This window comes from Inquilinus sp. (assembly GCF_039594555.1).
Taxonomy (GTDB): Bacteria; Pseudomonadota; Alphaproteobacteria; order DSM-16000; family Inquilinaceae; genus Inquilinus.
In genome coordinates this window covers 1-11,835 of the sequence record NZ_JBCNNF010000210.1, presented here as the reverse complement: position 1 = coordinate 11,835, position 11,835 = coordinate 1, and the positions used below count along the sequence as shown (strand labels likewise).

The 11,835-nt window shown below is 70.4% G+C and carries 16 protein-coding genes; 8 read left to right on the top strand and 8 right to left on the bottom strand.

Annotation, left to right across the window (positions count from 1 at the left end):
- A partial coding sequence (locus ABDW35_RS21335) for a hypothetical protein (protein WP_343715890.1) occupies positions 1 to 377 on the top strand: 377 nt, incomplete at its 5' end.
- Between the two features lie 182 nt (positions 378 to 559).
- On the opposite strand, the gene ABDW35_RS21330 is transcribed toward ABDW35_RS21335, so the two are convergent.
- Positions 560 to 1,735 (bottom strand): FAD-binding oxidoreductase, encoded by a 1,176-nt coding sequence (locus tag ABDW35_RS21330; RefSeq protein WP_343715889.1) that lies wholly within the window; start codon positions 1,733 to 1,735, stop codon positions 560 to 562.
- A gap of 116 nt (positions 1,736 to 1,851) precedes the next feature.
- On the opposite strand from ABDW35_RS21330, the gene ABDW35_RS21325 reads away from it, so the two are divergent.
- Positions 1,852 to 2,412, top strand: a complete 561-nt coding sequence (locus ABDW35_RS21325; RefSeq protein ID WP_343715888.1) for an XRE family transcriptional regulator — start codon at positions 1,852 to 1,854, stop codon at positions 2,410 to 2,412.
- Between the two features lie 120 nt (positions 2,413 to 2,532).
- Here the strand turns inward: ABDW35_RS21325 and ABDW35_RS21320 are convergent, their stop codons facing one another.
- The 5 genes from ABDW35_RS21320 to gatC all read right to left on the bottom strand — a co-directional run bounded on the left by ABDW35_RS21320 (position 2,533) and on the right by gatC (position 6,360).
- Positions 2,533 to 3,099 (bottom strand): NAD(P)H-dependent oxidoreductase, encoded by a 567-nt coding sequence (locus ABDW35_RS21320; RefSeq protein ID WP_343715887.1) that lies wholly within the window; start codon positions 3,097 to 3,099, stop codon positions 2,533 to 2,535.
- 87 nt (positions 3,100 to 3,186) lie between these two features.
- On the bottom strand, positions 3,187 to 3,987 hold the full coding sequence (locus ABDW35_RS21315; RefSeq protein WP_343715886.1) for a methyltransferase domain-containing protein: 801 nt from the start codon (positions 3,985 to 3,987) through the stop codon (positions 3,187 to 3,189).
- Between the two features lie 95 nt (positions 3,988 to 4,082).
- Positions 4,083 to 4,580 carry a GNAT family N-acetyltransferase gene (locus tag ABDW35_RS21310; protein WP_343715885.1) on the bottom strand — a complete coding sequence of 166 codons (498 nt, stop codon included), beginning with the start codon at positions 4,578 to 4,580 and terminating at the stop codon, positions 4,083 to 4,085.
- Between the two features lie 17 nt (positions 4,581 to 4,597).
- Complete coding sequence (gatA, locus tag ABDW35_RS21305; RefSeq protein WP_343715884.1) at positions 4,598 to 6,073, bottom strand: Asp-tRNA(Asn)/Glu-tRNA(Gln) amidotransferase subunit GatA; 1,476 nt, start codon at positions 6,071 to 6,073, stop codon at positions 4,598 to 4,600.
- The gene (gene gatC, locus ABDW35_RS21300; RefSeq protein ID WP_034839555.1) at positions 6,073 to 6,360 is read right to left on the bottom strand and encodes an Asp-tRNA(Asn)/Glu-tRNA(Gln) amidotransferase subunit GatC; all 288 of its coding nucleotides are present in this window, start codon (positions 6,358 to 6,360) and stop codon (positions 6,073 to 6,075) included. The genes gatA and gatC overlap by 1 nt, the downstream gene beginning before the upstream one ends.
- A 101-nt stretch (positions 6,361 to 6,461) precedes the next feature.
- On the opposite strand from gatC, the gene ruvX reads away from it, so the two are divergent.
- Positions 6,462 to 6,947 (top strand): Holliday junction resolvase RuvX, encoded by a 486-nt coding sequence (gene ruvX / locus ABDW35_RS21295; protein ID WP_343715883.1) that lies wholly within the window; start codon positions 6,462 to 6,464, stop codon positions 6,945 to 6,947.
- Between the two features lie 4 nt (positions 6,948 to 6,951).
- Here the strand turns inward: ruvX and ABDW35_RS21290 are convergent, their stop codons facing one another.
- On the bottom strand, positions 6,952 to 7,356 hold the full coding sequence (locus ABDW35_RS21290; RefSeq protein WP_343715882.1) for a lysozyme inhibitor LprI family protein: 405 nt from the start codon (positions 7,354 to 7,356) through the stop codon (positions 6,952 to 6,954).
- A 299-nt stretch (positions 7,357 to 7,655) separates the two neighbouring features.
- Positions 7,656 to 8,993 carry a PLP-dependent aminotransferase family protein gene (locus ABDW35_RS21285; RefSeq protein ID WP_343715881.1) on the bottom strand — a complete coding sequence of 446 codons (1,338 nt, stop codon included), beginning with the start codon at positions 8,991 to 8,993 and terminating at the stop codon, positions 7,656 to 7,658.
- Between the two features lie 131 nt (positions 8,994 to 9,124).
- Here ABDW35_RS21285 and ABDW35_RS21280 point away from each other — a divergent pair, with 131 nt between their 5' ends.
- The 5 genes from ABDW35_RS21280 (at position 9,125) to ABDW35_RS21260 (ending at position 11,600) form a co-directional block, all read left to right on the top strand.
- Entirely contained in the window at positions 9,125 to 9,337 is a 213-nt protein-coding gene (locus tag ABDW35_RS21280; RefSeq protein ID WP_343715880.1) for a DUF1127 domain-containing protein, read from the top strand.
- A gap of 79 nt (positions 9,338 to 9,416) precedes the next feature.
- Positions 9,417 to 10,247 carry an AraC family transcriptional regulator gene (locus tag ABDW35_RS21275; RefSeq protein ID WP_343715879.1) on the top strand — a complete coding sequence of 277 codons (831 nt, stop codon included), beginning with the start codon at positions 9,417 to 9,419 and terminating at the stop codon, positions 10,245 to 10,247.
- A 100-nt stretch (positions 10,248 to 10,347) separates the two neighbouring features.
- Positions 10,348 to 10,497, top strand: coding sequence for a hypothetical protein (locus ABDW35_RS21270; RefSeq protein ID WP_179221847.1), 150 nt, complete (start codon positions 10,348 to 10,350; stop codon positions 10,495 to 10,497).
- A gap of 3 nt (positions 10,498 to 10,500) precedes the next feature.
- Positions 10,501 to 11,355: an alpha/beta hydrolase gene (locus ABDW35_RS21265; RefSeq protein WP_343715878.1), complete on the top strand. Its 855-nt coding sequence runs from the start codon at positions 10,501 to 10,503 to the stop codon at positions 11,353 to 11,355.
- Between the two features lie 41 nt (positions 11,356 to 11,396).
- Positions 11,397 to 11,600: a DUF1127 domain-containing protein gene (locus ABDW35_RS21260; RefSeq protein WP_343715877.1), complete on the top strand. Its 204-nt coding sequence runs from the start codon at positions 11,397 to 11,399 to the stop codon at positions 11,598 to 11,600.
- Positions 11,601 to 11,835 lie beyond the last annotated feature (235 nt).

Below are 11,835 nucleotides of genomic sequence, written 5' to 3'. Positions count from 1 at the left end.
CCTCGGCGGCCCAGGGCAACCGCGAGGCACAGGGCAACCTGGCGGATCTGACCAGGTCGTCAGGGCCAGTGGTCGGCGGCTACAACCCGGGAATGCCGCCAGGCCCGCAATACCAGGACAACAGCGGCCAGCAGCAACAATACGACGACCAGCAGCAGCAGATGATGCAGCAGGACGTCTATATGCGGCAGCAGCAGGAGCAGCAGCGCCAGCAGCAGGAATGGTTCGAGGAACAGCAGCAGCAGCGGCAGGAACAGCAACAGCAGCAGGAAGAGATCTACCGGCAGCAGCAGGAACAGCAGGAACAATACCAACAGGAACAGGAGCAGCAGCAGGAGCAATACCAGCAGCAGCAGGAACAGCAGATGCAGGAATAGGCCCGGCGGCCGGCCTTAGGGGCGGGAACGCTATCCTGTCATCCCGTGCGCGCTGCGGCGCGAAGCGCTGCTGCGCAGACACGGGATCTCGTAGGAGGCGCGAAGAAATCCCGGGTCTGCAGCGCATCACTGCGTGCTGCGCCGCGCCCGGGATGACGGGTTACCCCCTCCGGATGCTGGTCTTACACCACGTTCAGCTCGACGATCGGCCGGTTCTCCAGGATCCGGGTGAAGGCGAAGGGCGACAGGTCGAGGCTGCGGAAGCCGCCGTGTGCGATCAGCTCGGCCACGCCCCGCCCGGCCGCGGGCGACTGCTGCAGCCCGTGGCCGCTGAAGCCGTTGGCGAAGATCAGGTTCGGCAGGTCGGGATGCGGCCCGATGATGGCGTTGTGGTCGACCGTGTTCATCTCGTAGTGCCCGGCCCAGGAATTCACCACCTTCAGACTCTCGAAGGCCGGCACCCGCTCGGCCAAGGCCGGCCACATCATCTCGTCGAACAGGGCGTGGTCGACCGTCAGGTCCTCGGTGTCCGGGTCCTCGCCCGTGGGCGGGGCGCCGCAGATGAACAGGTTGCCCTCGGGCCGGAACCAGACGCCCGAGGGGTCGATCACCAGCGGGCAATCGGCCAGGGTCTGGCGGCAGTCGAAGACGAAGACGCAGCGCTTGCGGCCCTCGACCGGCAGGTCGATGCCGGCCAGCGCCGCGACCTTGCCGGCCTGCGGCCCGGCGGCGTTGACCAGCGTGCCGCAGCCGATGCGGCGGCCATCCGACAGGGTCACGCCTGTGACCCGGCTGCCCGCCCGGTCGATGCCGGTGACGGTGTCGGCGATATAGGTGGCGCCGAGCGACCGCGCCTTGCGCTTGAACGCCTGCAACAGGCTGTAGCCGTCGAACCAGCCCTCGCCGGCCAGGCCGAGGGAACCCGCGGCGAGGCCCTCGACATTCAGCCAGGGGAAGCGCTCGGCCAGACGGTCCGGCGCCATCAGGTCGACGGCGACGCCCTCCCCCAGCTGCATCTCGTGATTGGCCTGCAGCACCTTCTGCCCGGCCGGGGTGGCCAGGAACAGGTAGCCCTTCTCGTGGAAGCCGAAATCCGGCACCTCGCCCTCGACCTCGAGCCAGCGCTCGGGGTGCTTCAGCACCTCGAGGCCGAAGCGGGAGACCGCGACGTTGAACGGGGTGGAGAATTGCTGCCGGATCGAGGAGGCGGAGAGCGCCGAGGAGGCGGTGCGGTAGGTCGGGTCGCGCTCGACCACCGCGACAGTGCCGTCGAAGCCCGGCTCCAGCATCAGGAAACAGGCGATGGCGCTGCCGATGGCGCCGCCGCCGATGATGACCACGTCGAAGCTGTCAGCCATGCCCGTACCCGTCCCGGAGTTTCCCGACTCCTACGCCGCCGCCCGCGGCCGCGCAATCGGGTTTTTCCGATCGGAAACAGATGCGATGCGGAGCGGCACGTGCTTAGCTGCGGCGCATGGACAGTGATGCGCCCCAGAGCCTCGGCCCGCGGCTGAAGGCGCTGCGCCGGACCCGCGGCTGGACGCTGGAGGCGGCGTCCGAGCGCACCGGCCTGGCCAAGTCGACCCTGTCGAAGATCGAGAACGGCCGGATGTCGCCGACGGTCGAGGTGCTGCTGAAGCTGTCTCAGGGCTTCGGCGTCGATCTCGCGGGGTTGTTCGGCGACGCCCGCCCGGCCCCGGCGGCGCGCAGCCTGACCCGGGCCGGCACCGGGCCGCGGCACGAGACCCGCAGCTACAGCCATGAGCTCTTGGCCGCCGATATGGCGGAGAAGCGCGTCACCCCGGTGCGCGCCCGGGTCAAGGCGCGCACCTTGGTGGAGTACGGGCCGCTCGACCGGCATGAGGGCCAGCAGTTCCTGCTGGTCCTGTCCGGCGCGGTGACGATGCATTTCGCCGGCGAGGCGCCGTTCCGCCTGGCCGCCGGCGACAGCCTGTATTTCGACGCCCGCACCCCGCATGCCTGCATCTCGGACGGGCCGGAGGAGGCAGAGATCCTGTGGATCCATGCGGGGTGATCGAGCTTCGACTTCCCCCTGATGTCATTGCCGGGCTTGACCCGGCAATCCAGAGGATGTCGACGCTCTCTGGATGCCCGGGTCAAGCCCGGGCATGACAGGGAATGAAGGGCAGGGCCCTTACTTCGCCCGCAGCGGCTTCAGCGCCTCGGCCCAGCGGGCCAGCTCGTCCAGCATTCCGGTCGCGGCCTTGGCCTGGGCCTCGGGGACGGTGAGCTTGCCGTCGGCCACCGCGTTCCAGGCCATCGGGATCGCCACCGCCTCGGTCAGCGGCACCACCTTCAGCGTGGTCAGGGTCAGCTTCTCGGCCTGCACGGCCCGCAGCCCGCCCGACGCGCCGCCATAGCTGACGAAGCCGGCCGGCTTGTAGTTCCATTCCAGGTACAGGTAGTTCAGCGCGTTCAGCAGCGCCGGCGGCGGGCCGAAATTGTATTCCGGCGTGACGAAGACGAAGGCGTCGGCGGCGCTGACGCTGGCGCTCCACCGCTTGGTGTGCTCGTGCACATAGTGCTGCAGCCGGGGATGCTCCGGCTCGTCGAACACCGGCAGGTCGAAATCTTTCAGGTCGACCAGGGTGGCGTCGAACCTGCCATGCGCGGCGGCGATCTCCTGGAACCAGGAGGCGACCACCGGGCCGATCCGGTTCGGCCGGGTGCTGCAGATCACGGTATGAAGCTTCAGGGTCACGAGGGACTCTCCCGATACGGGCGGGTTGAACGGTGAGCCGCGATCTTTGCGATGCCTGCGCCGCCGGCGCAAGCGTGCAAGCCTGCGTCAGTCGGTCCCCGGCCGCCGCGCGATCAGCGCCGTCGAGGTGACCACCTCGCCCAGCATGCCGTCGGTCTCGTATTCGGCCGTCAGCCCCTCGATCTCGGCGATCAGCGCCTCGACCCGGTCGCCGATCGCCCCCGACATCACGCTCGACATCGACAGGGCCCGGTCGATCAGCGAGTCTGCCTCGATCCGCCGGCGCTCGATCACCGCGACCTCCTCCAGCCGGCTGAACGGCGAATCCAGCAGCACGGCCGTGTGGTTCAGCCAGTCCGGCGACTTGCGGATCTGCCGGCCGACATCCTCCTCGGAATAGCGCTCCAGCAGGTCGCGATAGGGCTTCACCCAGCGGTTGTCTGGCACCTTGGGGTGGTCGTCATGGATCAGCACCACCGCGCCCTGGGGGTCGATCATCCCGTCGAGCCGGCGCAGCGTCTCCATCCGGTCCATCCAGTGGAAGGACCGGCCCATGGTCACCAGCCGGAACACCCCGAATTGCGGCCCCAGATCGTAGGAGCTGCCCTGGTGCCAGGTGACCCGGACGCCGGCCTGCGCCGCCGTCTGCGCCGCCACGGCCAGCATCTCCGGCTCCGGATCGATGCCGACGACCTCGCCCGCGAAAGGCGCCAGCGCCACCGCGATCTGCCCCGGCCCGCAGCCGAGATCCATCACCCGGTGGTCGGGGCCGAGGCCGCAAGTCCGGGCGATCCGCGGGAACAGGCCGGCGGCATAGGGCGGCCGGCCCTGCAGGTAATGGGCGGCCGCGGTGCGGAACCGCCGCGGCATATAGGGAATCGTGGTCATGGCCGGCCTCCTCGGGCTGCTGCCCCTTCCCGGCGCCGGCATAGCAGCTTTCCATGACCGTCCGAAGACGACGCGGCGCCGCGCCGGAGAGCGGCTCAGAGGAAGCGGATGCGCAGCTCGTCGTCATAGGCGCGGTCGCCGATCCGCAACGCGCCGGGCTCGACCCCGTAGACGGTGAAGCCGTGCCGCTCATAGAGGCGGCGGGCCGGCTCGGCCTCGGTAATCACCGCCAGCAGCACCGCGTCCAAGCCTTCCGCCCGGGCGAGATCGAGCACCGCCTCGACCAGCGCATCGGCAGCGCCGGTGCCGCGCGCCTCGGGCCGCACATACATCCGGATCAGCGTGCCGCGGTGGCGGCGCTTGGTCGAGGTCTCGCGCGCCAGCCCGGCCAGGCCGAGCAGCCGGCCGTCGCGCTCGGCCGCGAAGGTCGGCACCTCGACCACGCGCCGGACGAAGTCGTCCGGCGACAGCTTCGCCTCATCCGAATAGGTGGAACCGAAGGCCTCGGGATGGCGCTCGAGCCCCTCCAGCCGGATCTCGCGATAGGCCGCGGCATCCTCGGGACCGAGCCGGCGGATGACGAAGCCTGTCACGGTCAGAGGCCCCCGCCTTAGGAGATGGTCTGCGGCAGGGCGGTAAAGCCGGCCGCCTGCTCCATCACCTCGGCGACGCGCAGCACCGTCTCCTCGTCGAAGGGCCGGCCGAGCAGCTGCAGCCCGAGCGGCAGCCCGTCATCGCCGAGGCCGGCCGGCACCGACAGGCCCGGCAGCCCCGCCAGCGACGCCGGCACGGTGAACACGTCGTTGAGGTACATGGCGATCGGGTCGTCCTGCTTCTCGCCGATGGCGAAGGCGGTGGACGGCGCGGTCGGCGTCAGGATCACGTCGCACTGCCTGTACGCCTCGGTGAAGTCGCGGGCGATCAGCGTCCGCAGCTTCTGCGCTTTGGTGTAGTAGGCGTCGTAATAGCCGGCCGACAGCACATAGGTGCCGATCATCACCCGGCGCTTGACCTCGCGGCCGAAGCCGGCGGCGCGGGTGTTCTCGTACAGCTCGTTCAGGCTGTTGCCGGTCTCGCGCAGGCCATAGCGCACGCCGTCATAGCGCGCCAGGTTCGACGAGGCCTCGGCCGGGGCAACGATGTAGTAGGTCGGCAGTGCGTATTTGGTGTGCGGCAGCGAGACCTCGACGATCTCCGCCCCCGCCGCGCGCAGCCAGTCGGCGCCCTGCTGCCAGACGCGCTCGATCTCCGCCGGCATGCCGTCGACCCGGTATTCCTTCGGGATGCCGACCTTGAGACCGCGGATGTCGCCGGTCAGCGCCGCCTCGAAATCCGGCACCGCCAGGTCGACGCTGGTCGAATCCTTGGGATCGAAGCCGGCCATCGAGCGCAGCATGATCGCCGCGTCGCGCACGGTCCGCGCCATCGGCCCGGCCTGGTCGAGCGAGGAGGCGAAGGCCACCACGCCCCAGCGCGAGCAGCGGCCATAGGTCGGCTTGATGCCGACGATGCCGGTGAAGGCCGCCGGCTGGCGGATCGACCCGCCGGTGTCGGTGCCGGTCGCCGCCAGGGTGATGCGGGCCGCGACCGAGGCGGCCGAGCCGCCGGAGGAGCCGCCCGGCACCAGCTTGGCGTTGCTGCCGTCCTGCCGCCGCCATGGGTTCTCGACATTGCCGTAGGCCGAGGTGATGTTGGCCGAGCCCATGGCGAACTCGTCCATGTTCAGCTTGCCCAGCATCACCGCGCCGTCGCGCCACAGCTGGCTGGTGACGGTCGATTCATAGGGCGGCACGAAGTTGCCGAGGATGTTGCTGCCGGCCGTGGTGCGCACACCCTCGGTGCAGAACAAATCCTTGATGGCGATCGGCAGGCCTTCCAGCGGGCCGCCCTCGCCACGCGCCAGGCGGGCGTCGGAGGCCTTGGCCATCTCGATCGCCTTCTCCGGCGTCTCGGTGACGAAGGCGTTGAGGCCGCGCAGGCTCTCCACCGCCGCGACATGCGCGGTGGTCAGCTCGACCGAGGAGATCTCGCGCTTCTTCAGCGCGTCGCGCGCCCCGGCGAGAGTGAAGTGGGTCGGCTTCGTCATCACTCGACCACCTTCGGCACGGTGAAGAACCCGGCCTTGGCTGAGGGCGCGTTGGCCAGCACCTTCTCGGGATAGCCGCCGTCGGTCACCTCGTCCGGCCGGCGCCGCAGGCCCTGCTGCGCCACGCTGGTCATCGGCTCGACACCGTCGGTGTTCACCTCGGCCAGTTGCTCCACGAAGTCCAGGATCCCCGACAATTCGCCGGTCATGGAATCGAGCTCCGCCTCGTCGAGGCGGATACGGGCCAGATGCGCGATCTTCGCGACGGTGGCTCTGTCGAGCGACATGTCGTAGTCATCTCCGGGGATCGGAGGCCGAACCGGGCCGGCATGGGGCCGGAGCCGCGGGGGATGGCCGACGGAAAACGGCGCGGAAGGTAACACCCGATATGGCGGTCTGCAATCTTCGCGACCTGAAGCCCCTGCTGCCCCCCGGCGGGCGGCTGATCGGCCTGGATCTCGGGGAAAAGACCATCGGCATGGCAGTGTCCGACCCCGGCCTGTCGCTGGCCTCGCCGATCGGCACCATCCGCCGCACCAAGTTCACGCCGGACGCCAATGAGCTGCTGCGCGTCGTCGACGACCGCGGCGTCGCCGCGCTGGTGATCGGCCTGCCGGTCAACATGGACGGCAGCGAAGGGCCGCGCTGCCAGTCGGTGCGGGCCTTCGCCAAGGACCTGCTGAAGCTGCGCGACCTGCCGATCGCCTTCTGGGACGAGCGGCTGTCGACCATGGCGGTGCAGCGCCAGATGATCGATTTCGACGTCACCCGGAAGAAGCGGGCCAAGGCGGTGGACACCGCCGCCGCCGCCTGGATCCTGCAGGGCGCGCTGGACGCGCTGCAGTTCGGCGCGCCCCCGCCCTCCTTCGGCTGAGCGCCTATTCGGCGGCCGGCACCGGGCAGCTCAGGTCGCCCTCCTCGCAGCTCAGCAGCGCCTTCAGGTCGTCGGCGCGCTGGGTGGTCAGCTGCTCCAGGCACTGCGCGACGACCATCGGCCGGGCGCTGCCGCCCTCGACGCCCGACGACATGAAATCGCATTCGGCGTCGCGATAGGCGATCCAGGCACGCTGGGCCGTGACCAGCGACTTGGCCGCGGCCTCGCTGTCCTTCAGCCGCGCCATGACCTGCTTGTAGGCCGCGTTCAGCGCCGCATCGGCCTTCTTGTAGGCGTCGCCGGCGCATTGGTTGAGGCCGGCCTGGCTGTCGTCCGGACAGTCCTGCTGCGCCATGGCGGGCAGGGCCGCGAGCAGGATGACGGCGGCGGCGATCACGGGCTTGAGCATCGACGAATCTCCCTCGGCTGGCGGCAGCATGCGCGCCTTCGCCGGGCCGGTGGAGAGCCAAACGTCACAGCGCCTAGTCGACCGGGGTTATCCGGTTAAGCTTTCCGGTTGTAGCTTAGAGAGCTGAGCTAAACTTTTATTGTCATTGCCGGGCTTGACCCGGCAATCCAGGGGCCATTCAGAGCGGCATCGACATCTCTGGATGCCCGGGTCAAGCCCGGGCATGACAGTTTAAAATTGAGCCACAGCCTTTGAATACCTTCGGCCGGTTGCTGCCAATCATCAACCGGACACCTGTGCTAGTCGACGGCGAGCTGGTCCGGCTCGCTCCGCGCCAGTCGGGCCAGCGTCTCCACCGCCTCGCGCAGCATCTCGGGCGCCGGCGAGGCCAGAGCCAGCCGCACCCCGGCCGGGGCATGGCCCGGGCCGACGGCATAGGCCGGGCCGGGGGTTAGGGCGATGCCCTTGCGCGCGGCCGCCGCCGCGAAAGCCTCGGCCCGCCAGCCTTCCGGCAGGTCGAGCCACAGGTGATAGGCGCGCGGATCGCCGCGTGTCTCCAGCCCGTCCAGCGCAGCGCGGGCGATCGCCTGGCGCGTGCGGGCATCCTGCCGCTTCTCCGCCACCAGCGCCGCCACCGTGCCGTCGGCCATCCAGCGCGACGCCGCCTCCAGCGCCAGGCCGCCCGGGCTCCAGGGGCCGGACCGGATGACGCCCACCATGCGCTCGACCAGCGCGCGCGGCGACACCACGAAGCCGAGGGTCAGCCCGGGCGCGAGGCGCTTGGACAGGCTGTCGACCACGATGGCATGGTCCGGCGCCAGCGCCGCCAGCGGCGCCTCATCGGCCAGGAAGCTGTAGACCCGGTCCTCGACCGCGACGAGGTCGAGGCGCTGCAGCGCCGCCGCCAGATCCGCCCGCCGGCCCGGCGGCATCGACATGCCGAACGGGTTGTGCAGCACCGGCTGCAGATAGACGCCGCGCAGCGGGGCGGCGTAGTGTGCCGCCTCCAGCGCGTCCGGCCGCAGCCCTTCGGCATCCATCGCGATCGGCACCAGGGCGATGCCCAGCCGGGCGGCGATGCCCTTGATCACCGGATAGGTCAGCGCCTCGACCCCGACCCGGCCGCCGACCGGCGCCAGCGCCGACAGCGCCGCCGCGATCGCCTGCCGGCCATTGCCGGTGAACAGCACCCGCGCCGGCTCCGGCGCCCATCCGGCCTCCGCCAGGAAGGACGACGCCACCGCCCGCGCCGCCGGGGTGCCGGCCGCCGGCACCGCCCGCAGCGCCAGGCCCAGCGCGTCGGGCCGCATCAGCGCCTGCAGACCCTGCGCCAGGGCCGCCGGCTGGCCGGGCAGGATCGGGAAGCTGGATTCGAGGTTGATCGGCGCCTGCCACGGCTCGGCCAGCACCGAGGCCGGCACCGTCTCCACGGCGCGGACGAAGGTGCCGCGCCCGACCTCCCCCGACACCAGGCCGCGCCGGGTCAGTTCGGCATAGACCCGGGCGGCAGTGGAGGCGGCGATGCCGCGGCGATAGGCGAAGTCGCGCTGCGGCGGCAGCCGGTCGCCCGGGCGCAATTGCCCCGAGGCGATCTCGCTGGCCACGGCGTCGGCGATAGAGCGGAAATCATCCAGCATGCTAAATTGCTCCGAGTGCAATACTCCGATTGCACCGATATCATGCTCGGATCAATCTCTGAATGCAATCTCGCAATTGCCGCACCCGGGCATGGTGCCCCCGGCGGCCGCGGGCCATCAGGAGACCTTCCATGTCGACGCGCGTTGTCGAGCGCCGCGTTTCCCGCTCTGCCCTGTCCCGCCCCGCGACCTTCGCCGGGCTGGTGCAGACCCTCGATCTGTGGCTGGAGCGCGCCCGGACCCGACGTCAGCTCGACGCGTTGACCGACCACGAGCTGCGCGACCTCGGCCTCGACCGCGGCGACGCCCTGCGCGAGGCGGCGAAGCCGTTCTGGCGCGGCTGAGCCTCGCCTGAGTCCGGCCGGCAGGGTATGGTGGCATTGAGCCCCTGCCCTGCCGGAGGCGGCGCCCCGCCGCGACCCGATGAGCGACATCTCGGCCGACACCCTGCTGCAGACGGAGACCGTTGCGATCCGCGACGTCGTCTGCGCCGGCGCGTGCCGGCACCGCAGCGCCGAGGAATGCGCCGCCGCCACCCATCTGGTCTTCCCCTATCGCGGCGTGTTCGTGCGCCATCTCGGCAGCGACGACGCGGTGGGCGAGGCCAACCAGGTGCTGTTCTTCAACCCGGATGAGGGCTATCGCATCAGCCACCCGGTCGAAGGCGGCGATTCCTGCCTGGACGTGGTGGTCGACGACGCGCTGCTGCGCGAGCTGGCGCCGCCGGAGCTGATGCGGGACGGTGCCGCGACCGTGTTCCGCCCGCATCGGCTGCGCATCGACGCCCGCAGCCAGGCGCTGGTGGCGCTGCTGCGGCACAGCCTGAGGCGCGAGGCCGCCGAGACGCTGGAGGCCGAGACTCTGGCCCTGACCCTGGTGCGCCGGTCGATCGGCGAGCGTACCTCGCACCAGGCCGGGGCCAGCCGAAGCCTGCAGAAGCTGGTCGACCGCGCCAAGCTGGCGCTGTCCGCCGACCTGGCGCGGCGCTGGACCCTGGCCGAGATCGCGGCCGAGGTCGGCGTCTCGCCGGTCTACCTGACCCAGGTGTTCCGGCAGGTCGAGGGCCTGCCGCTGTACCGCTACCAGTTGCGCCTGCGGCTGGCCCGGGCGCTGGATCTGCTGGGCCGGTACGACGACCTGACCGCCCTCGGCCTCGATCTCGGCTTCTCCAGCCACAGCCATTTCAGCGCCGCCTTTCGCCAGGCCTATGGCCGCACCCCGGCGGAGTTCCAGCGCTCGGTCCGCCTGCGCTGACCAACCCCAGCACAAGTCCCTAAAGAATCCGACAGCGGGCCGGCCGCCCGAAATGGTCCCCTGATCTCGCCCGGACAGCGGGCGAAACAGGAGACATCCGATGAGCGAGAGAACCTGCGCGGCCTGCGACTGCGAGCTGGACGCCGAGACGATCAAGGTGACGATCGGCGGCCAGACGGTGGAGGTGTGCTGCGAGGATTGCGCCCGGGCGCTGCGCGAGGCCGACGCCTCGACCGCAGGCGGGGAGTGACCGATGCAGTCCCCGGAAAAGCACCACGTCGACACACCGTCGGGCCGCATCGCCTATACCGAGACGGGCGCCGGGCCGGTGGCCCTGTTCGTCCATGGCGTGCTGCTGAACGGCCATCTGTGGCGGCACCAACTGGCGCAGCTGTCGGACATCCGCCGCTGCATCGCCGTCGACCTGCTGGCCCATGGCGACACCGAGATCGCGCCCGGCCGGGATGTGTCGGTGACCGCCAATGCAGCGATGCTGGGCGAAGTCCTCGACGCGCTCGGCATCGAGCAGGCCGATCTGGTCGGCAATGACAGCGGCGGCGGCATCGCCCAGATCTTCGCGGCCAACAACCCCGAGCGGGTGCGCAGCCTGACCCTGACCGACTGCGATGCCCATGACAACTGGCCGCCCGAGGCGTTCAAGCCGTTCCTGGCCATGGCCGCTGCCGGGGGGCTGCGCGGCGCGCTGGATGCCATGCTGGCGGACAAGAGCGTCTATCGTTCGCCCGGGGCCCTTGGCCCGGCCTATGAACACCCCGAGCGGGTGACCGACGAGGATATCGAGACCTATCTGCGGCCGCTGGTCAGGAGCGAGGCGCGCACCGACGACTTCCGCCGCTTCCTGGCCGCCTTCGACGCCCGGCACACACTGGCGGTCGAGGACCGGCTGCGGCGCCTGACCGCGCCGACGCTGATCGTCTGGGGCACCGACGACGTCTACTTCGACGTGACATGGTCGCACTGGCTGGCCGAGACGATCCCCGGCACCCGCCGGAGGGTCGAGCTGAAAGGCGCGCGCCTGTTCTTGCCGGAGGAGCGCGCGGTCGAGTTCAACCAGGAGTTGCGCGCGCATTGGGGCCTTCGGCGCTAGCCGGCCCCGCCCGCAGCCCTTCCCCTCACAGGAGAGACATCATGTCGACCACCGCCCTCGAGCGGCGGACCGTTGCCGCTCGCCCCGGTTTCGCCGCGCCCCTGCTGCGCCTGGCCTCGGCCTGGCTGCGCCGGTCCCGCACCCGGCCGCTTCTGTGGACGCTGAGCGACCACGAGTTGCGCGACCTCGGCCTGGAGCGCTGCGCCGCCGACCGCGAGTCGCTGAAGCCGTTCTGGCGGGGGTGATGAGGATCACGGAGAACCAAAATTGTGCAACCGGAGAGATCGTTGACACTATAGACCGGCAACATCGTTGACAGGTTTCCGGTGCTGTTGAGGCGCTGGTCGCGCCGGCCCGGCCGGGTCGGCGCAAAGGGGCGCAGCTTGTGAGTGCGACGGTCGATGAGGCCGAGCGGGTGATCGGCGAAGCGGACGATCCAGTCGCCGGTCTCGGTCTCGGCAACGCCGACCGGCTCGCCGA

What these genes read in the sequence shown, in the direction of transcription:
- ABDW35_RS21330 (WP_343715889.1), bottom strand. Translation starts at nt 1,735, where the DNA reads ATGGCTGACAGCTTCGACGTGGTCATCATCGGCGGCGGCGCCATCGGC.
- ABDW35_RS21325 (WP_343715888.1), top strand. Translation starts at nt 1,852, where the DNA reads ATGGACAGTGATGCGCCCCAGAGCCTCGGCCCGCGGCTGAAGGCGCTG.
- ABDW35_RS21315 (WP_343715886.1), bottom strand. Translation starts at nt 3,987, where the DNA reads ATGACCACGATTCCCTATATGCCGCGGCGGTTCCGCACCGCGGCCGCC.
- gatA (WP_343715884.1), bottom strand. Translation starts at nt 6,073, where the DNA reads ATGACGAAGCCGACCCACTTCACTCTCGCCGGGGCGCGCGACGCGCTG.
- gatC (WP_034839555.1), bottom strand. Translation starts at nt 6,360, where the DNA reads ATGTCGCTCGACAGAGCCACCGTCGCGAAGATCGCGCATCTGGCCCGT.
- ruvX (WP_343715883.1), top strand. Translation starts at nt 6,462, where the DNA reads ATGGCGGTCTGCAATCTTCGCGACCTGAAGCCCCTGCTGCCCCCCGGC.
- ABDW35_RS21290 (WP_343715882.1), bottom strand. Translation starts at nt 7,356, where the DNA reads ATGCTCAAGCCCGTGATCGCCGCCGCCGTCATCCTGCTCGCGGCCCTG.
- ABDW35_RS21285 (WP_343715881.1), bottom strand. Translation starts at nt 8,993, where the DNA reads ATGCTGGATGATTTCCGCTCTATCGCCGACGCCGTGGCCAGCGAGATC.
- ABDW35_RS21280 (WP_343715880.1), top strand. Translation starts at nt 9,125, where the DNA reads ATGTCGACGCGCGTTGTCGAGCGCCGCGTTTCCCGCTCTGCCCTGTCC.
- ABDW35_RS21275 (WP_343715879.1), top strand. Translation starts at nt 9,417, where the DNA reads ATGAGCGACATCTCGGCCGACACCCTGCTGCAGACGGAGACCGTTGCG.
- ABDW35_RS21270 (WP_179221847.1), top strand. Translation starts at nt 10,348, where the DNA reads ATGAGCGAGAGAACCTGCGCGGCCTGCGACTGCGAGCTGGACGCCGAG.
- ABDW35_RS21265 (WP_343715878.1), top strand. Translation starts at nt 10,501, where the DNA reads ATGCAGTCCCCGGAAAAGCACCACGTCGACACACCGTCGGGCCGCATC.
- ABDW35_RS21260 (WP_343715877.1), top strand. Translation starts at nt 11,397, where the DNA reads ATGTCGACCACCGCCCTCGAGCGGCGGACCGTTGCCGCTCGCCCCGGT.